Annotated in this window: 18 protein-coding genes; 10 read left to right on the forward strand and 8 right to left on the reverse strand. The window is 69.6% G+C overall.

What is annotated here, in order from left to right; genetic code table 11:
• Positions 1-120 precede the first annotated feature (120 nt).
• Together O3I_RS38695 and O3I_RS38700 are read left to right on the forward strand one after the other, a co-directional pair.
• Complete coding sequence (locus tag O3I_RS38695; protein WP_014988506.1) at positions 121-1,386, forward strand: geranylgeranyl reductase family protein; 1,266 nt, start codon at positions 121-123, stop codon at positions 1,384-1,386.
• Between the two features lie 25 nt (positions 1,387-1,411).
• Positions 1,412-1,837, forward strand: a complete 426-nt coding sequence (locus tag O3I_RS38700) for a helix-turn-helix transcriptional regulator (protein ID WP_014988507.1) — start codon at positions 1,412-1,414, stop codon at positions 1,835-1,837.
• Here the strand turns inward: O3I_RS38700 and O3I_RS38705 are convergent.
• Both O3I_RS38705 and O3I_RS38710 read right to left on the reverse strand, forming a co-directional pair.
• Complete coding sequence (locus O3I_RS38705; RefSeq protein ID WP_014988508.1) at positions 1,834-2,283, reverse strand: hypothetical protein; 450 nt, start codon at positions 2,281-2,283, stop codon at positions 1,834-1,836. The genes O3I_RS38700 and O3I_RS38705 overlap by 4 nt on opposite strands.
• 11 nt (positions 2,284-2,294) lie before the next feature.
• Positions 2,295-2,867 (reverse strand): PadR family transcriptional regulator, encoded by a 573-nt coding sequence (locus tag O3I_RS38710; protein ID WP_014988509.1) that lies wholly within the window; start codon positions 2,865-2,867, stop codon positions 2,295-2,297.
• Positions 2,868-2,967: 100 nt separating this feature from the next.
• Here O3I_RS38710 and O3I_RS38715 point away from each other — a divergent pair, with 100 nt between their 5' ends.
• Complete coding sequence (locus tag O3I_RS38715) at positions 2,968-3,405, forward strand: VOC family protein (protein ID WP_041563147.1); 438 nt, start codon at positions 2,968-2,970, stop codon at positions 3,403-3,405.
• Positions 3,406-3,456: 51 nt separating this feature from the next.
• On the opposite strand, the gene O3I_RS38720 is transcribed toward O3I_RS38715, so the two are convergent.
• On the reverse strand, positions 3,457-3,963 hold the full coding sequence (locus tag O3I_RS38720; protein ID WP_014988511.1) for a DUF2505 domain-containing protein: 507 nt from the start codon (positions 3,961-3,963) through the stop codon (positions 3,457-3,459).
• A 39-nt stretch (positions 3,964-4,002) separates the two neighbouring features.
• Here O3I_RS38720 and O3I_RS38725 point away from each other — a divergent pair, with 39 nt between their 5' ends.
• From O3I_RS38725 to O3I_RS38740, 4 genes are all read left to right on the forward strand, one after another.
• Entirely contained in the window at positions 4,003-4,464 is a 462-nt protein-coding gene (locus O3I_RS38725) for a DUF3592 domain-containing protein (RefSeq protein ID WP_014988512.1), read from the forward strand.
• A gap of 74 nt (positions 4,465-4,538) precedes the next feature.
• Positions 4,539-5,681 (forward strand): glycosyltransferase family 4 protein, encoded by a 1,143-nt coding sequence (locus O3I_RS38730; protein ID WP_014988513.1) that lies wholly within the window; start codon positions 4,539-4,541, stop codon positions 5,679-5,681.
• 167 nt (positions 5,682-5,848) lie between these two features.
• Entirely contained in the window at positions 5,849-6,559 is a 711-nt protein-coding gene (locus tag O3I_RS38735) for a demethylmenaquinone methyltransferase (RefSeq protein ID WP_014988514.1), read from the forward strand.
• 113 nt (positions 6,560-6,672) lie between these two features.
• On the forward strand, positions 6,673-10,836 hold the full coding sequence (locus O3I_RS38740) for a bifunctional nitrate reductase/sulfite reductase flavoprotein subunit alpha (RefSeq protein ID WP_041564882.1): 4,164 nt from the start codon (positions 6,673-6,675) through the stop codon (positions 10,834-10,836).
• 16 nt (positions 10,837-10,852) lie between these two features.
• On the opposite strand, the gene O3I_RS38745 is transcribed toward O3I_RS38740, so the two are convergent.
• The gene (locus tag O3I_RS38745) at positions 10,853-11,887 is read right to left on the reverse strand and encodes an aldo/keto reductase (RefSeq protein WP_014988517.1); all 1,035 of its coding nucleotides are present in this window, start codon (positions 11,885-11,887) and stop codon (positions 10,853-10,855) included.
• Between the two features lie 113 nt (positions 11,888-12,000).
• Between O3I_RS38745 and O3I_RS38750 the strand changes: the two genes are divergently transcribed.
• Positions 12,001-12,621, forward strand: coding sequence for a TetR/AcrR family transcriptional regulator (locus tag O3I_RS38750; RefSeq protein WP_041563148.1), 621 nt, complete (start codon positions 12,001-12,003; stop codon positions 12,619-12,621).
• Between the two features lie 58 nt (positions 12,622-12,679).
• On the opposite strand, the gene O3I_RS38755 is transcribed toward O3I_RS38750, so the two are convergent.
• A complete protein-coding gene (locus O3I_RS38755; protein ID WP_014988519.1) occupies positions 12,680-13,258 on the reverse strand; it encodes a TIGR03086 family metal-binding protein in 579 nt (192 codons plus the stop codon).
• Positions 13,259-13,545: 287 nt separating this feature from the next.
• On the opposite strand from O3I_RS38755, the gene O3I_RS38760 reads away from it, so the two are divergent.
• Together O3I_RS38760 and O3I_RS38765 are read left to right on the forward strand one after the other, a co-directional pair.
• Entirely contained in the window at positions 13,546-13,782 is a 237-nt protein-coding gene (locus tag O3I_RS38760) for a hypothetical protein (RefSeq protein ID WP_014988520.1), read from the forward strand.
• Between the two features lie 144 nt (positions 13,783-13,926).
• Positions 13,927-14,166: a hypothetical protein gene (locus O3I_RS38765; protein ID WP_014988521.1), complete on the forward strand. Its 240-nt coding sequence runs from the start codon at positions 13,927-13,929 to the stop codon at positions 14,164-14,166.
• Positions 14,167-14,209: 43 nt separating this feature from the next.
• Here the strand turns inward: O3I_RS38765 and menD are convergent, their stop codons facing one another.
• The 3 genes from menD to O3I_RS38785 form a co-directional block, all read right to left on the reverse strand.
• On the reverse strand, positions 14,210-15,853 hold the full coding sequence (gene menD, locus O3I_RS38770) for a 2-succinyl-5-enolpyruvyl-6-hydroxy-3-cyclohexene-1-carboxylic-acid synthase (RefSeq protein WP_014988522.1): 1,644 nt from the start codon (positions 15,851-15,853) through the stop codon (positions 14,210-14,212).
• Between the two features lie 319 nt (positions 15,854-16,172).
• Complete coding sequence (locus O3I_RS38780) at positions 16,173-16,619, reverse strand: DUF6918 family protein (protein WP_014988524.1); 447 nt, start codon at positions 16,617-16,619, stop codon at positions 16,173-16,175.
• 144 nt (positions 16,620-16,763) lie between these two features.
• Complete coding sequence (locus O3I_RS38785; protein ID WP_051066842.1) at positions 16,764-17,420, reverse strand: PaaI family thioesterase; 657 nt, start codon at positions 17,418-17,420, stop codon at positions 16,764-16,766.
• Between the last annotated feature and the right edge of the window lie 62 nt (positions 17,421-17,482).

Raw genomic sequence — 17,482 nt, forward strand, 5'->3', positions numbered from 1 at the left:
TGTCCTCAGCCGATGGCCCATGAACACCGTCACTATGCGGTGTATCAGACACTTTGGCACACCATTTTCGGTGCGCCGCGCGCGCCCGCGCCGCCGGGGACCCGTGCAAGTATTGAAGTCATGGGTTCACCGGAAGTCACCCCCGCGAGCGGGGACGCGCTGCCCGCACAGGCCGAGGTGCTGGTCGTGGGCGCGGGCCCGGCCGGTTCGGCATCGGCGGCCTGGGCCGCGCGCGCCGGGCGCGAGGTGGTGCTGCTCGATTCCGCCGTCTTTCCCAGGGACAAGACCTGCGGCGATGGGCTGACGCCACGCGCGACGGCCGAACTGGAGCATCTCGGGCTGGGCGAATGGGTGCGCGCGCATACCGTCAATCACGGCCTGCGGATGACCGGTTTCGGCCGCGAAGCGCTGCTGAGCTGGCCTGCCGGTTCGTTCCCCACCTACGGAAGTGCGGTTCCCCGAACCGAACTCGACGACAAACTGCGCGAGACCGCGATGAAGTCCGGCGCGCGGATGATCGACGGCACGAAGGTAATCGATGTCACGCGCGACGGTGCTCGGGTCACCGGCGTGACGGTGCGCACGGCCACCGGCACCCACACCATCGGGTGCAGGCTGCTGATCGTCGCCGACGGGGTGCGGTCGCCGGTCGGGCGGCTGCTCGGGCGCACCTGGCATCGGCAGTACGCCTACGGCACCGCGGCCCGCGCCTACATCAAGTCCGGCCGCAGCGACGATCAGTGGATCACCTCGCATCTGGAGCTGCGCGACGCCGCGGGCGCCCTGGTGCCCGGCTACGGCTGGGTGTTCCCGCTCGGCAACGGCGAGGTGAACATCGGCGTCGGCTCGCTGGCCACCGAACAGCGGCCCTCGCATATCGCGCTGAAACCGCTGCTGGAGCACTACACCAAGCAGCGCTTCGAGGAATGGCAGTTCGAGGGTTCGCTCCGCGCGGTGGCCTCCGCGCTGCTGCCGATGGGCGGCGCGGTCTCCCATGTCGCCGGACGCAACTGGGTGCTGGTCGGTGACGCCGCGGGCTGTGTGAACCCGCTGAACGGCGAGGGCATCGACTACGGCCTGGAGGGCGGGCACATGCTGGCCGGGCTGCTGGACGAGCCCGATTTCACCACCATGTGGCCCGAGTTGCTGCGGGCCCGCTACGGCCGCACCTTCTCGGTAGCGCGCCGGATCGCCGGGCTGGCCACCCATCCGAAGATGGTGCCGATCGGCGGCCCGCCGGTGATGCGCTCGAAGTACTTGCAGCGCACCGCCGTCCGGGTGATGGGCAACCTGGTCACCGACGAGGACGTCGACCTCACCGCCCGCGCGTGGCGAGCGGCGGGCCGGATGTCGATGCGCGTCGACGACCTTCCTCCGTTCGCGTAGCAACGACCTGGCAGGCGGTGGCGAGATGAGTGGACGACCGCACAGCGCGCCGCCTCTGTCACTGCTGCCGCATCTGCGGCGGGCCCGCGATCTCGCGGATCGACGCTATGCCGACCCGCTCGATCTCGACGAGTTGGCCGCCGCCGCAGGGGTTTCCAAGTATCACTTCCTGCGGGCATTCGCCGCGGTCTACGGCCTGACGCCCGCCGCGTACCTGACCGAGCGGCGGATCGAGCGCGCGCAGGATCTGCTGCGCTCGACCAATCTGACGGTCACCGAGGTCTGCATGCTGGTCGGCTACAGCAGCCTCGGCTCGTTCAGCAGCAAGTTCCGCAAGCTCGTCGGGGTGACGCCCTCGGAGTACCAGGCGAAGTTCGCCGACGGCGCGCCGCGTATCCCGGGGTGTTTCGTGTTCATGCACGGCCTCAGCGACCGCACCCGCGAAACCTAGACCGCCGTCGGGTTTTCGATGCGGAACACCGCGCTGCGCGGTGCGGCGGCGGCGAATTCGTCCGGGTCGGCCGAGGTCACCAAGCCGAGTTTGACGAAGAACGGCACACCGTGCGGCACCTCGCGCGGGAATTCGCGCAGCACGGCGGGGCGTTCGTCGGCCGGTAGTTCGACGAGGTCCACCCGGTTGCGCTTGCGCCCCTCGGCCAGGATGCCCCAGTTGCTCTTGCGGGCGTTGCGCACCCACTCGGCCTCGCCGTGTCCGACGACGTAACGCGCGCCGCGTACGGTCAGCGGCGAGACCGGCGTGGTGCGCAGCTCACCGGAGGCGCGACCGGGCACCGAGAGCACCCGCATCGTGCCGAGCGGAACACCCAGTCGGTTGAGCGTGATCACCACGCGGTTCATCGGTTTGAGCCAGCCGGGCAGGCCCAGTTTCGTCACCATGGCAACTCCTTTCAGGTCGCCCACGGCAATTCGCCGTCGGCGATGCGTTTCGCGGTGCGCTCCACCCAGCGCAATTCGGTGGCGCGCAGTTCGCGGTCGAGTTCGGTCTCCACCAGCACGATTGGTGGAATCTCCGTCGAATGTGCCGCGGCCAGGGCGGCATCCAGCTCGGCAAGGTCGGTGCGCAGGATTTGCGCACGGCGCGTGAGCAATTCGACCGCGCGGTCGGGGGTCAGGTTGAGGATGTGCGCCAAACCCGCTGCGAACCGCGGATATTCGTTGACCGGTTCGGCGAGGTACTCATCGAGCAGCGAGTCGAGTTCGGCGCGGCCCGCGGCGGTGATGGTGAAGACGGTGCGCTCCGGGCGGGCACCCGCCCGGCTGCTGCCCGCCGACTCGATCAGACCGTGTGCGGCCAGCCGGGCGACGGCGTCGTAGACCGACCCGCCGCGCATCCGCACCACCCGGCCGACGTGCCGGTCCCGGATCAACGCCTGCATCTCGTAGGGATGCATGGGCCGCTCGTTGAGCAGGCTCAACACCGCCAACGCCAGCGGAGATCTGCGGGCTCGCGAGGCCGCCATCGGGCTCCTTAGTCGAATTCGAATAACCGAACTCGACTATACGCCGAAGACAGCAATTCCGGAGAAGCTCGCGGCAGCCGTGCGGCCATAGCCTCGTCGCATGACGACAATTACGAATGTCTCGCTGGTCACGGTGTACGTCACCGATCAGACCGAATCGAAGCAGTGGTACATCGACAAGCTGGGCTTCGTCGAGGTCACCGATATCACCATGGGCGACAACGGGTTCCGCTGGGTCACCGTGGCCCATCCGGCGCATCCCGAGCTCGAGATCGCGCTCATGATCCCCGGTCCGCCACTGGACGAGGCGCTGGCCGAGGCCATCCGGCGCGCGCTCGGCAGCGGCACCCACGGGGCGCTCGGCCTGCGCACCGAGAACTGCCAGAAGACCTTCGAGGAACTCACCGCCAAGGGCGTGGAGTTCATTCAGCCGCCCGCCGAGCGGCCCTACGGCACCGAGGCCATCATCCGGGACAACTCCGGGAACTGGCTGGTGCTGGTGGAGCAGAAGGAATACTCGCCCGCGGACTTCGCCTAGCGGACGGGTCTCGTCGTCCCGGGTGTACCGGGACGACGAGACCGTAAGGGGTCAGGCAGTCGCCTGCGCGGCGACCCACTCCTCGATGAACTTGCGCTCGCTGTTCAGCACGCGGTGGTGCAGCTGCTCGGCCAGCGGCTCGATGGCGCCGCCGACCAGCGGCACGTGCACCTGCACGGTGCCGACCACCTCGATCTCGGAACCCTCTGCGGTCGAACGCATTTCGTAGGTGCCCGACATCTCTGTGCTGATGCCGCCGGTCGAACCCTCGAAGGTGCCCTTGGCGACATCGCCGTCGAGCGCCTGCCAGTGGTCGGTGCGCGAGAGCATGAGCTCGCTCTTGAGCACCTTGCTGACCACGCTGGGAACCTTGTCCTGCGCGGCTTTTTCGGTCATATGGATGCGGATGGAGTCCGCCCCCTCGGGATGGGAGAGGTCGAGCGTGGCGGTCTCGGCGTCGGCGAAACGCGCCTGCCAGACCTTGTCGTCGGTGAGTGCCCGGTGAAGATCTTCGACCGGGACGGTGTAAGGCACGGTGAAGCTGAATTTTCGGGACATGCGCGACACGGTAGCGGAGTCGGTCGGTAGCCTGTTGCGGTGTTGGAAACCACCCAGTCTGATCGGCGGTCTGTCCGCCTGCGGCGGGCCAGGATCGGTGTCATCACGGCCGCGACGGTGATCAGCGTGCTGATCGTGCTGCTGGTGCTGGCCGCCTGGCGCAACGACTTCCTGATCAACTCGGACAAGGGTGTCACCAGCGCCGAGGTGCTCTCCGCGGGCAGGCTGCGCTCGGCGGTCATGTACGTGACGCCGGACGGGGAAACACACAATCCGAAGGTCGGCGTGCTCTACCCGACCAATCTCACGGCGGGCGAACGCATCCGGGTCGAGTACTATCGCGCCGATCCCGATCTGGTCCGGGTGGAGGGCCGCGACGTGCGCGTCGCCATTCCGCCCGCGCTGTCGGTGATCGTGGTGGTGTGGCTGGTCGCGCTGCCCGCGCTGTGGCTGCTGCACCGGGCCGGTCGACGGCGGCCGCAGGCCACGGTGACCACCTAGGAGTTCGCCGGATCTTTCCGTTTCCTTCACGCCGGCGTGAGGCCGTGGCGCGGTGCGCGGGTCAACCTGGGAAGGTGCGTGTAGCGATCGTCGCGGAGTCGTTTCTGCCGAACATGAACGGCGTCGTGAACTCCGTGCTGCGGGTGCTCGACCACCTCGACAGCCACGGCCATGACGCCCTGATCATCGCGCCGGACACGGTGCGCGGCCTGCCACCGGCGGCTCGCTGGCACGACCGGTTCCGGGTGCATCGGGTGCCCGCGGTGATGGTGCCCAAGATCAGTTCGCTGCCGGTGGGCCTGCCGCAGCCGGGAATCGTCTCGGCCATCGCCGATTTCGACGCCGACGTGGTGCACCTGGCCTCACCGTTCCTGCTCGGCGCCGGCGGACTCGGCGCGGCCACCCGGCTGGATCTGCCGACCGTGGCGGTCTACCAGACCGACGTCGCCGGTTTCGCCAAGAGCTACGGCCTGTCGCTGGCCAGCCGGGCGGCCTGGGCCTGGACCCGGCGCATCCACGAGGGCGCGACCAGGACCCTGGCCCCGTCCAGCGCCGCCGCGCAAGACCTTGCGAGCCATGGCATTCCGCGGGTGCACCGGTGGGGCCGTGGCGTGGACATCGCCCGGTTCACCCCGTCGGCGCGGCGCACCGAGCTGCGCGCCGGCTGGCTCGACGGCGCAGACAAGCTGGTGGTCGGCTTCGTCGGCAGGCTCGCGCCGGAAAAGCACGTCGAGCGGCTCGCGGTGCTGGCGCACGATCCGGACATCCAGCTGGTCATCGTCGGTGGCGGCCCGGAACGCGACCGGCTCACCCGGCTGCTGCCGAACGCGGTGTTCACCGGCGAACTGGGCGGCGACGCCCTGGCCCAGGCGTACGCGAGCCTGGACGTGATGGTGCACGCGGGCGAGCACGAAACCTTCTGCCAGGGCGTGCAGGAGGCCCTCGCGTGCGGCGTGCCGGTGATCGGACCGGACGCGGGCGGTCCGCGCGACCTGATCGCGCACTGTCGCAACGGGTATCTGCTCCCGGTCGACCGGTTCACCGAACTGCTACCGAGTGCCGTTGCGGCGCTGCATGATCCGGCGTTGCGCGCCCGATTCGCCGGTGCCGCGCGCAAATCGGTGCTGCACCGCACCTGGCCCGCGATCTGTACCGAGCTGATGGGCCACTACGCGGACGTCACCGGCATGCGGATGCGGTTGCCGCATAGCGCTTGACCGTGGGGCGGCCGCGGCGCCGGTAACCGACCGGATCGGGCCCACCGGCCTCGTGAGACCATGGGTAACCCACCGGCCCCGTCCGGACCCGCGACGTTTCCGGCGCAGGCCCTGGACCCGGTTCGGCGGATATCCGACAGGTACGGCCTGAAGACGCGGAGAGGCGCATGAGCGTGGCGAAAACAGAATCGGTTCGGGCCTCACTGGACAAGCAGCCGCACGAGATCGCGTCGATGTTCGACGGCGTCGCCCGCCGCTACGACCTGACCAACACGGTGATCTCGGGCGGCCAGGATCGCTACTGGCGCTGGGCGGTCCGCAAGGCGCTGGCCCCGCGCCCGGGCGAGCGGGTGCTCGACCTCGCGGCGGGCACCGGCGTGTCGACCCTCGATCTCGCGAAGTCCGGCGCCTGGTGCCTGGCCGCCGACTTCTCCCAGGGCATGCTCGCCGCGGGCAAGTTCCGCAAGGTGCCGATGGTGGCGGCCGACGCGACGGCGCTGCCCTTCGCCGACAACTCCTTCGACGCGGTGACCATCTCCTACGGCCTGCGCAACATCTCCGACACCGATGCGGCGCTGCGCGAGATGCTGCGCGTCACCAAGCCGGGCGGGCGGCTGGTCATCGCCGAGTTCTCCACCCCGGTCATCCCCGGTTTCCGCACGGTGTACATGGAGTACCTGATGAAGGCGCTGCCGAAGGTGGCGCGCGCGGTCAGCAGCAATCCGGACGCCTACGTGTACCTCGCCGAGTCGATCCGGGCCTGGCCGAACCAGCGGCAGCTGGCGATGCGGATCGCGGGCAACGGCTGGGCATCGGTGAAATGGCGCAATCTGACCGGCGGGATCGTGGCGCTGCACCGGGCCTACAAACTCGGCTGACCTGCGATCTTCATCACACCTCACCGGCGCGGATGCGGCTTGTGAGGTGGATTGTGACCTCCCGATAACGCGCGGTAAACCCCGCGCAATCGGCGATGGCCATGATCGGGAGCATGTTGGACGCAGGCGGCACCACCAGGACGGCATGTTCGTACTGCGGCGTCGGGTGCGGAATCACGGTGCAGACGAAGGCGGATGCCGCCGGTAAGCCGGTGATCGCCAAGGTGAGCGGCGACAAACTGCATCCGTCGAACGCGGGCAGGCTGTGCACCAAGGGCGCCACCCACCTGGAGCTGATGCGCACACCCGGACGGATGGAGACTGCGTTCCGGCGGCCCGAGCGCGGGCAGGAGCCGGTGCCGGTCGCGGTGGACGAGGCGGTGCGCGAAGCGGCCACCCGGCTGCGGTCGATCCTGGACGAGCACGGGCCGGACGCGATCGCGCTGTACGTGTCCGGGCAGCTGTCGCTGGAGGCGCAGTACCTGGCGACCAAGCTGGCCAAGGGCTATCTGCGGACCTTGCACATCGAAGCCAATTCGCGGCTGTGCATGGCGAGCGCGGGCACCGGTTACAAGCAGTCGCTCGGCGCGGACGGGCCGCCCGGCTCCTACGACGATATCGACCACGCCGATCTGTTCTTCGTGATCGGCGCGAACATGGCCGACTGCCACCCGATCCTGCACCTGCGCATGGTGGATCGGCTCAAGGCGGGCGCGAAGCTGATCGTGGTCGATCCGCGGCGCACCGAAACCGCCGCGCGCGCCGACCTTTTCCTGCAGATCGCGCCGGGCACCGACCTCGCGCTGCTCAACGGCCTGCTGCACCTGCTCGTCGAAAACGGGGATATCGACGAGGATTTCATCGCCGAGCACACCGAGGGCTGGACGGCGATGCCGGAGTTCCTCGCCGACTACTCGCCCGCGCGGGTGGCCGAGCTCACCGGGCTCGCCGAGGCCGATATCCGTACTGCCGCAACCTGGATCGGCGCGGCCGGCGAATGGATGACGCTGTGGACGATGGGGCTCAACCAGTCCACCCACGGCACCTGGAACACCAACGCGATCTGCAACCTGCATCTGGCCACCGGCGCGATCAGCCGCCGGGGCAGCGGTCCGTTCTCGCTGACCGGACAGCCGAATGCCATGGGCGGGCGGGAAATGGGCTACATGGGCCCCGGCCTGCCCGGACAGCGCAGCGTGCTCGCCCCGGCCGATCGCGCCTTTGTCGAGGCGACCTGGGGCATCGAACCCGGCACCATCCGGGACGAGGTGGGGCCGGGCACCATCGAGATGTTCCGCGAGCTGGCCGCCGGGCAGATCAAGGCGGCCTGGATCATCTGCACGAATCCCGTTGCCACCGTGGCCAATCGCAAGACGGTGCTGGACGGCCTGGAGGCCGCCGAGCTGGTGATCGCCCAGGACGCCTACGCCGAGACCGCCACCAACGCCTACGCCGATCTGCTGCTGCCCGCCACCCTGTGGGCCGAAGCCGATGCGCTGATGGTGAATTCGGAACGCAACGTCACGCTGCTGCAGCGCTCGGTCGAGCCGGTCGGGGAAGCCAGGCCGGACTGGTTGCTGATCGCCCAGGTCGCGACCGCGATGGGCTTCCCGGGCTTCGACTTCGATTCCAGCGCGGCGGTTTTCGACGAGATCAAACAGTTCGCGAATCCGGCCACCGGATACGACCTGCGCGGCATGGATGTCGAACGGCTGCGGCAGGGTCCGATGCAGTGGCCGTGCCCCGACGGGACCCGTCCGCGCAACCCGATCCGCTATGTCAACGACGGTGTGAGCCAGCATCCGCACGTCGACGAGCACGGCCATCGGCCGCGGCTGGCCTTCGCGACCCCGAGCCGCCGGGCGGTGTTCTGGCCGCGCCCGCATCTGCCCGCCGCGGAATTGCCCGACGACGACTACCCGTTCCTGCTCAATACCGGTCGGCTGCAACACCAGTGGCACACCATGACCAAGACCGGCAAGATCGATAAGCTGACCAAGCTGAACGGGCAGCCGTTCGTCGAGGTGCATCCGGACGACGCGGAACGACTCGGGGTGCGGGCCGGCGATCAACTCGAAATCGCTTCCCGCCGTGGGCGGGCCGTGCTGCCGGTGCAGATCGGCGACCGGGTGCGGCCCGGCGACTGCTTCGCGCCGTTCCACTGGAACGACGAGCACGGTGAGTATCTGACGATCAACGCGGTCACCAACGATGCCGTCGACCCCGCTTCGCTGCAGCCGGAGTACAAGGCGTGCGCGGTGTCGTTGCGCCGGGTCGCGGTGCCGGAACAGCCCGAATCGCCGGCCATTCCGATCCCCGCCGCACCGCATCCGCTCGCGGTGGTGCTCGGACTGGACGCGACGGCCACGCCGACCCTCACCGAGGTCGAACGGATCTACCTGAGCGGGTATCTGGCCGCGCTGCAAGCCATTCCGGTGACCGGCCAGCCGGTGCTGCCCGCGTCCGCGCCGATCGACGCGCAGCGCCGCACCTGGATCGATGGCCTGCTGGCGGGAATGTATTCGCGCGTCGCAGATGTCGCGGCCGCGCCGACCCATCCGGTGACCGTGCTGTGGGCCTCACAGACCGGCAATGCCGAGGAACTCGCCGCCACTGTCGCCGCCCGGCTGACCGAATGCGGTTTCCTGCCACAGCTGCTCGATATGGACTCGTGCACGGTCGCGGCCCTGACCGGTGACGTGCTGGTGGTCACGAGCACCTTCGGCGACGGCGGGCCGCCGGACAACGGGACCGACTTCTGGCAGCAATTGGACGACAAGGCGATTCGGCTGGGCGACATGCGCTACGCGGTGTTCGCGCTCGGCGACTCCTCCTACGACGACTTCTGCGGGCACGGCCGGAAATTGGACGAGCGCTTCGCCGAATACGGCGCCACCCGGCTGCTGCCGCGGGTCGACAGCGAACCGGATTTCCAGGAGCCCGCCGAACGCTGGCTGGACGCGGTGCTCGCCGTGCTCGGCGAACAGTTGAGCCGCGAACTGCCACAGGATGATTCGAGTCCGCCCGCCGGGGAGCCGGGCAGCGCGGTGCCGCAGATGCACCAGCGCACCCGGACGATGACCTCGGTGCTGACCAGGGCCGCCGCGCCCGCGCCGGGCCGAACCAGGCGCGAAGTCCCGCAATTCACCCGGAACTCGCCGGTGCCCGCGCCCCTGGTCCGCAACGAGGCCCTCACCGTCGCCGGATCGGCGAAAGAGGTGCGCCAGTTCGGCTTCGACCTGCGCGGGCTGGAAGCCGGCTACGAGGTCGGCGATTCGCTCGGTATCTGGCCGGCCAACGACGCCGCGCTGGTCGGCGAATGGCTCGCCACCACCGGACTGGACGGCCGCCGGGTGATCGAGGTCGACGACCGCGAACTGACCCTGGCCGAGGCCCTGCGCACGCACTACGACATCAGCAAGGTGAGCAACGACCTGCTTGCCTTCGTCGCCGAACGCAACCCGAACGTCCGGCTGGCCAAGCTGCTGCGCCGGGACAACCGCAACGAGCTGGACAACTACCTCTGGGACCGGCAGGCGGTGGACGTGCTGCGCGATTTCCCCGTGCGGGCCGATCTGGTCGACTGGCTCGGCACGTTGAAAAAGCTGCAGCCGCGCCAGTATTCGATCTCGTCGAGCCCGCTGGTCAGTCCCGACGAGGTGCAGCTGACCGTGGGCGTCGTCCGCTACGGCGACCCCGCCGCCACCGGGTCGATGGCCCGGCGCGGCGGCGTGTGCTCGACCTTCCTCGCCGACCGCGCGGGCGGCGAGGCGGGCACGGTGCCGATCTTCCTGCAGCGGGCGCCGCACTTCCGCCCGCCCGCCGACCCGGCGGCGCCGATGATCATGGTGGGCCCCGGCACCGGTATCGCCCCCTTCCGCGGCTTCCTCCAGGAACGCCGGGAGCTCGGCTGCACCGGCCGCAACTGGCTGTTCTTCGGCGAACAGCACGCGGCCACCAACTTCTACTACCGCACCGAACTGGAGGACATGTTCCGCTCGGGCTTCCTCACCCGGCTGGATCTGGCCTTCTCCCGCGACCAGCGCGAACGGATCTATGTGCAGCACCGGATGATCGAGCACGGCGCCGAGCTCTGGTCCTGGCTGCGCGACGGTGCGCATCTGTACGTCTGCGGCGACGCCACCCGGATGGCCAAGGACGTCGACGACGCGCTGCTGCGGATCATCCGGGTGCACGGCAAGGTGGACGAGGCGGGAGCGCTGGCGTACCGCAAACAGCTCGTCGCGCAGAAACGCTACGTGCGCGACGTCTACTGAGCGCGGCCCGCGACGATCAGACCAGGGGCGGGTTCAGGCGGGTGAAATCGCCGAGCCGGTGGTACGGGTAGTACGGGTACGGCGGCGTCGTCGCGCTGGCCTTGTCCAGCCTGGCCACTTGGTCGGCGTCCAGCTCCCAGCCGATGGCGCCCAGGTTCTGCCGCAACTGTTCCTCGTTGCGGGCGCCGACGATGACCGTGGCCACGGTGGGGCGGCGCAGCAGCCAGTTGAGCGCGATCTGCGGGATGGTCTTGCCGGTTTCGGCGGCCAGTTCGTCGAGCACGTCGACGACGTCGTAGAGCTTCTCGTCGTCCACGTGCGGGCCCGCGGCGGCGGTCTGGTGCAGGCGGCTGCCGGCCGGAAGCGGTTGGCCGCGCCGGATCTTGCCGGTCAGCCGACCCCAGCCGAGCGGACTCCAGACCACCGCGCCGACGCCCTGATCCTGACCGAGTGGCATCAGCTCCCATTCGTAGTCACGACCGATCAGCGAGTAGTACACCTGGTGGGCGACATACCGGGTCCGGCCGTGCTCGTCCGCCGCGGCGAGCGATTTCATCAGCTGCCAACCCGCGAAGTTCGAGGCGCCGACGTAGCGGATCTTGCCGGCGCGCACCAGATCGTCCAGGGTCGCGACGACTTCCTCGACCGGGGTGCCCGCGTCGAAGGCGTGCAGTTGGAACAGGTCGAGGTAGTCGGTGCCGAGCCGGCGCAGCGCCGCTTCCACCGCGCCGATCAGCCGCGCCCGGCCCGAGCCGGCCTGCCCGGGGCCCGGACCGGTCGGCAGCGACGCCTTGGTGGAGATGAGCACCTGGTCGCGCCTGCCCTTGATGGCCGCGCCGAGCACCTCTTCCGACGCGCCGTCGGAGTAGACGTCGGCCGTGTCGAACATGGTGAGGCCCGCCTCCAGGCTGATGTCCACCAGCCGCCGCGCTGCCGCGGCGTCGGTGTCACCCCACGCGCCGAACAGCTCGCCCCGCCCGCCGAAGGTGCCCGCGCCGAAACTCAACGCCGGAACGTGCAGACCCGATGCGCCCAGCCGCCGGTACTCCATCTCCGCGCCCACTGTCCGATCATTCATCGGTCCACCCTCCTAAAGGGTCTATAGTTTCGTTAACGCATCGAACAGTACACCCGATCGGCCACAAATGAAACTGGAGTTCCGTTATGACTGACGCCGAGGCCACGCCCGGCTCTATTCGCCCAGGTGGACGCACCGCGCGCGTGCGCGAGTCGGTGCTGCGCGTCGCCGGCGACCTGCTCGCCGAACGCGGCTTCGGCCAGTTGGATCTGGCCGAGGTCGCCGCGCTGGCGGAGGTCGGCAAGACCACGGTGTACCGCCGCTGGCGCACCCCCACCGGCCTGGTCACCGACCTGCTGATCGACATGGCCGAGCAGTCCGTCGGCCACACCGACATCGGATCACTGCTCGATGACCTCACCGCCAACGCCCGCCTGGTCGCCCGGACCTTGACCGACCCGCGCCAAGGCAAGCTCTTCCAAGCCGTCATCGCGGCGGGCACCTGCGACGAGGCTGCCGCCACGGCGCTGCGCCGGTTCTACGATGTGCGGCTCACCGAGTGGTCCCCCTGCGTGGACCGGGCGATCGCACGCGGTGAAGTGCCACCCGGCACGGACGCTCGGGCCGTCCTCTCAGCCGTGTCCGCACCGCTCTACTACCGCCTGCTCGCCAGCGGAGACCCGATCAACGACGACGCTGCGGTCGCCGCCGCCAGTGCCGCGGTAACCGCTGCCGCCGCAGGTGTTTTCGTGTCGGCGCCGAGCTAACCGCTCGCATCGGCGCTGATACGGGGCGGGTCAGGCGTTGCCGCGGTGTGGTTTTCGGCTACGCGGACCAGTCCGCGCGGCGACCGGTGAGGGCGAGGACCCGGTCCAGCGCCGAGGCCTCGGTGGGGACCGGGAGCACCGGGCCGAACAGGCCGGGTGTGCCTTCGGCGGGAGTTTCGCTCAGCAGGTCGAGCAGGGTGGCCAGATCGGTCGCGGTGGCGTCGAAGGGCTGACCGGTAGCCTTGGCCAGATCCCAGCCGTGCACCACCAGTTCGTCCAGCGCGATCATCGCCATCACCGGGGCGGCCTCGCTCACCCCGCCCGCCTCGGTGATCCCGTCCCACGCGCCCGGCTCCCGCCACGCGCCGACCAGTGCCTTCAGCTGCGCCGAGATCAGCGCCCGCCAATCGGCGGGCAGCGCGTTCTCCGGCGCGATGACCGGCGCCACCGACCCACCGACCGCCTCCTTGGTCGCCGCCTGCCGGAACGCCTCGGTCAGATCCACCACGTGGGCGAGCAGATCCCGGACGGTGGTGTCGGCGCACGGGGTCGCAGCCGCGAGCTGATCGTCGGTGATCCCGTTGATCACGGTGTCCAGCGCGGTGGCCGCCGGTTCGAAATCGAATTCCTGGTTCATGGGTTCTCCTGGGCGAGCGGTGGGTCTCAGCAATGCAGACGAATCAACGGCCCAGAACTCATCGGCCGCAGCCACCGCCGCCCACGCCTGCACAACCACCGCCGCCCCACCGCCACACACGCCCGCGCAATCCCGCCTGCGCCCGCACTTCGCGGCCACCGCCGCGCGCGCCCGCGGTGCCCAGCGCTCTCGGCCCGGTCTCGGATTGATCTCGCCGGTGCCCCGTGCCCCTCCCCCGCGACCAACTCGTGACCGCGAAAACCGCTGGAAAAGCGGACAATTGGGAGATGAAGGGTGATCGGGTGGAGATCGTCGTCGATTTCGGGGACGGGTCTCGCAGTTATGAAGTGGCGGCGACCCGAGCGGGGCGGCGGGTCGAGGTGCGGATCGCACGCGGTGTCGTCGAAGTGAGCGAGGTGACGCGGACCGGGAATCCGGTGCGCACCGCCCGGTTCATGGCGGGCCGCACGCTGGCGCTGGTCGAATACCCCGCCGACGGGAACGGAGCCCGCGCCGACGAGTGACCCCGCGGCACAAAGGCGGGCACGGGTTGCCCCGACGCCGGACGAGGCGCATCCTCGACAGTGCTGGGACTGACGCCCGCCTCGATTGCGGCGTGCCCCCACGGGTATGCCGACACGCGAGGCCTACGCCGAGAGGAGCGCACGATGACCGATCGCAGCACTATCCGCGACATCGATCCGGTGCCGGAAGCCGACCTCGCGGAGCAGTCCATGCCCGCCTACCCGGACGAGCTCGGCTACCCCGACGACGGGCCGGACCAGGACGGCCGGCTCGCGCCCGACCTGGCCGAGAAGGCCGCCCCGGACCGGTGGAACGCCGATCCGGCGGATGTGGTCGAGCAGTCGATCGAAGTGCCGTTCGACGACGAACCCGATATCGCCTGACCCGTCGGCGCGCCCGAATGCCGGTGCGGCCCACGGGCTCTGCTCAGGGGCAGATCTTGGCGCGCACGGTGGCGTGCAACTCGCGCAGGCTGGACCGTTCGGTGGCCACCTCGAGCACGCGGGTGCCGTGCGCGTGCCCGGTGAGTTCGACGGCCAGCTGTTCCGGGTCGACCTGCCGGTGCGGGATGCGGTAGGCGGCACACAGCGCGGCGAGATCCATCCCGTGCGGGGTGCCGAACACCCGCTCGAACACGCCCGCGTACTGCGGATCGCCCTGTTCGAGCAGTTCGAAGATGCCGCCGCCGTCGTCGTTGGCGACCACGATGGTCAGGTCGGCGGGGCGCGGTTCGCCCGGCCCGATCAGCAGGCCGGAGGCGTCGTGCAGGAAGGTCAGGTCGCCGATCAGCGCGACGGTCCGGCCCTCGTGGTGCAGCGCCGCGCCGACGGCGGTGGACACCGTGCCGTCGATGCCCGCGACGCCGCGGTTGGACAGCACCCGGATGCCCGGGCGCGGATGTGACACCAGCGCGGCGTCGCGCACCGGATTGGACGCGCCGAGCACCAGCTGATCGCCTTCGCGCAGCGCGTTCATCACCACGGCGGCCACGTGCAGGCCGGTCGGCTTGGGGTGGCCGGCGAGTTCGGCGCGCACCACCTGGTTCGCCTTCTCGTCGAGTTCGCGGCAGTACGCCAGCCATTCCGGGCGTGGCGCTCCGGTCGTCACGGCGCGCGTCCCGGTGCCGAGCACGTTGCCGGAGACGTCGGGCCAGCGCGGCCCGGTGGTGAGCGCGTAGACCCGAACCGCCGGATCGGCAAGGACTTTGGACACCTGACGGTGCAGGGTCGGTCGTCCGGTGATGATCGCCTGGCGCGGCCGCAGCAGCGGCAGCGCGAGCGGATGCAGCGCGGGCCCGTGCATCGGCGCGGTGGGTTCGGCGACCGTGGGCAGCTGGGCCAGCTCCGGCCGCAGCCCCGCGCCGTGCCCGGAGATGACGACGGTGTCCGGGGTCAGGTCGAGGTCGAGGGGCACGTCGAGGGTGGCGTACTGGGTCTGGGTCCAGGCTTCGTCGGCGTCGCGCCCGGCGGGTGCGGTCTCGCCGGGGGCGAGGTCGGGGACCAGCGGCTCGCGCAGCGGGATGTCGAAATGCACCGGGCCCGCGTTGCCGGAGCGGGTGCCGCGGGCCGCGGCGAGCACTCGGCACACGGCCGAGCGCCACTGGCTGTTCTGGTGTCCGTACTCCGCGCAGTCCGCGCTCGCGTGCTCCTCCTCGGCGAGGCCGAGGCTGATCGCGGCCCGCACCTGGCTGCCGAACAGACCGAACTGCTCGACGGTCTGATTCGCACCGGAACCGAGCATCTCGTAGGGCCGGTTCGCGCTGAGCACCACCAGCGGGATGCGCGCGTAGTTGGCTTCGAGCACGGCCGGGCCGAGGTTCGCGACGGCGGTCCCCGAGGTCATCACGACCGGCACGGGCAGCCGGCTCGCGACCGAGAGGCCGATGGCGAGGAAGCCGGCGGTCCGCTCGTCGATGCGCATGTGCAACCGCAGTCGACCGGCGGCGTCCGCGGCCTGCAAGGCGAAGGCCAGCGGCGCGTTCCGCGATCCGGGGCACAGGACGACATCCCGTACACCCCCGCGCGCGAGTTCGTCCACGACGACCTGCGCTTGTGCTGTAGACGGGTTCACGCCTCCAGCCTCTCAGACAGTGCACCCGCCGTCTGCGTCGCCCTGGTCACACCGCGCTCCTTTGCCCGGATGGCGCCGTGCGGTGTCGCCGAGATCGCACGGCGCGGCGCGCCGGAGGTGTCCGGCGCAGTTGCGCCAGCTGTCCATCCGCGCACGCGCACCGGCGCGCACGGTGCCGATCAGGCCCTGCGCTCCGATCGGCCCGCACAGCAGAACGCGCCGCACATCGAAAAGCGCGGCCGCGGACGGCCGTTCGATGTGCGACGCGTCCGACGTGCACGGCGGGATGAATTCAGCAGGCTGATTCAGTGCGCCTGATTCAGTTGGCGTGCTTCTGCACCAGGTCGCCGACCCGGGGCAGCGCCTCGATGACGTTCTTCTTGGCCGAGGAACGCATCGACGAGTAGACCTTCTTCAGCGCCGGCCGGGTGGACGCGTCGGCACGCGCATCGGTGACCGACAGCAGGGCCTCGGCGACCTCGTCCGACTTGGCGACGAGCAGATCACCGAACTTGCCCGAGCCGGACGCGGTGTACTCCTGCCAGAACGGCTCGAGCTGCGCAACGAGTTTGGGCGCCAACGACTCCAGCGCATCAGGCACGATCGACGGGCTGATCTTCTTGACCGCCGCGTAGCCACCCTTCACAGCCAGGCCGGACGCACCACCCTTGTCCGAGACCTCGGCATCAAGAACCTCGACGGCATCGGCAAGGAAAGCCGGGCGCTTGGCGTCGTCGAGCAGGGATTCAGACAGTGCTGCAACCACTTTCAGGTTCCTCCGGAATAGGTTTCGATGAACGAGCGACCGCAACTATACGCACCGCCGCGCGGCTGGTCGCGGCACTCACCCGCTAACGAGTCGCGTCCCAAACGTGGTCTGCGCCACGGAAAATACAGACCGGGCGGTCGCTCATGGCTGCCACGGCAGCAATTGCACCATCAAACCTTCGCAGTCGGCGAGCACATTGCCCTGCTCATCGAGCAATTCGGCGGTGATGAACGTCTTGCGCCCCTCGGTCCGGTCGACCCGGCCGCGCACGGTCAGCGGTGTCTCCAGCGGAGTGATCTTGCGGTAATTCACATGGAGATACGCGGTGCGACTGATCGGGCGTCCGGCGTAGTGCACGATCATGCCGAGCAGATCGTCGAACAGCAGCGGCAGCACACCGCCGTGCGCCGCGCCGTTGCCGCCGAGATGGAAGCGGCGGAACTCGCCCGCCATCCGGATGCCGTCCGGCCCTGCCTCGAGCACCCGCCACGGCAGCAGCAAAAGGCTGCCGCGTCCCGGCAATTCGACGGCGCGGCCCGCGGGGCCTTGCAATTCCGGGGCACGGTAGGGCTCCAGCAGTGCGACGAGCTCTTCGGCCTTGGCGAGCGCGGCCCCGAACACCTCGTCCGGCGCGTCCACGGAAACGGCGAGGTCCTGCAGCGTCCGCATCGCCTCGACGAACGGGCCGAAATTGCGCCCGATCTTCGCGCGGGAGACCTTGGGAAATCCCCCGTGCTTCTCGTACCGGGACTCGTCCACCGCGCTGCGGTCGATAACCGGTTTCACTCCCTCAGTCATATACGCACCATAACCGTCTTTTTTACACCGTCAAGTCGAAGCTGGGGCGCAGGCCGGTCCGG

It is taken from the genome of Nocardia brasiliensis ATCC 700358, assembly GCF_000250675.2.
Taxonomy (GTDB): domain Bacteria; phylum Actinomycetota; class Actinomycetes; order Mycobacteriales; family Mycobacteriaceae; genus Nocardia; species Nocardia brasiliensis_B.

Bases quoted from the DNA above. Each gene is read 5' to 3' on its own strand.
- O3I_RS38710 (WP_014988509.1), bottom strand. From the start codon at position 2,867: ATGGCGGCCTCGCGAGCCCGCAGATCTCCGCTGGCGTTGGCGGTGTTG.
- O3I_RS38760 (WP_014988520.1), top strand. From the start codon at position 13,546: ATGAAGGGTGATCGGGTGGAGATCGTCGTCGATTTCGGGGACGGGTCT.
- O3I_RS38715 (WP_041563147.1), top strand. From the start codon at position 2,968: ATGACGACAATTACGAATGTCTCGCTGGTCACGGTGTACGTCACCGAT.
- O3I_RS38740 (WP_041564882.1), top strand. From the start codon at position 6,673: ATGTTGGACGCAGGCGGCACCACCAGGACGGCATGTTCGTACTGCGGC.
- O3I_RS38750 (WP_041563148.1), top strand. From the start codon at position 12,001: ATGACTGACGCCGAGGCCACGCCCGGCTCTATTCGCCCAGGTGGACGC.
- O3I_RS38755 (WP_014988519.1), bottom strand. From the start codon at position 13,258: ATGAACCAGGAATTCGATTTCGAACCGGCGGCCACCGCGCTGGACACC.
- O3I_RS38720 (WP_014988511.1), bottom strand. From the start codon at position 3,963: ATGTCCCGAAAATTCAGCTTCACCGTGCCTTACACCGTCCCGGTCGAA.
- O3I_RS38765 (WP_014988521.1), top strand. From the start codon at position 13,927: ATGACCGATCGCAGCACTATCCGCGACATCGATCCGGTGCCGGAAGCC.
- O3I_RS38695 (WP_014988506.1), top strand. From the start codon at position 121: ATGGGTTCACCGGAAGTCACCCCCGCGAGCGGGGACGCGCTGCCCGCA.
- O3I_RS38785 (WP_051066842.1), bottom strand. From the start codon at position 17,420: ATGACTGAGGGAGTGAAACCGGTTATCGACCGCAGCGCGGTGGACGAG.
- O3I_RS38705 (WP_014988508.1), bottom strand. From the start codon at position 2,283: ATGGTGACGAAACTGGGCCTGCCCGGCTGGCTCAAACCGATGAACCGC.
- O3I_RS38735 (WP_014988514.1), top strand. From the start codon at position 5,849: ATGAGCGTGGCGAAAACAGAATCGGTTCGGGCCTCACTGGACAAGCAG.
- O3I_RS38700 (WP_014988507.1), top strand. From the start codon at position 1,412: ATGAGTGGACGACCGCACAGCGCGCCGCCTCTGTCACTGCTGCCGCAT.
- O3I_RS38745 (WP_014988517.1), bottom strand. From the start codon at position 11,887: ATGGAGTACCGGCGGCTGGGCGCATCGGGTCTGCACGTTCCGGCGTTG.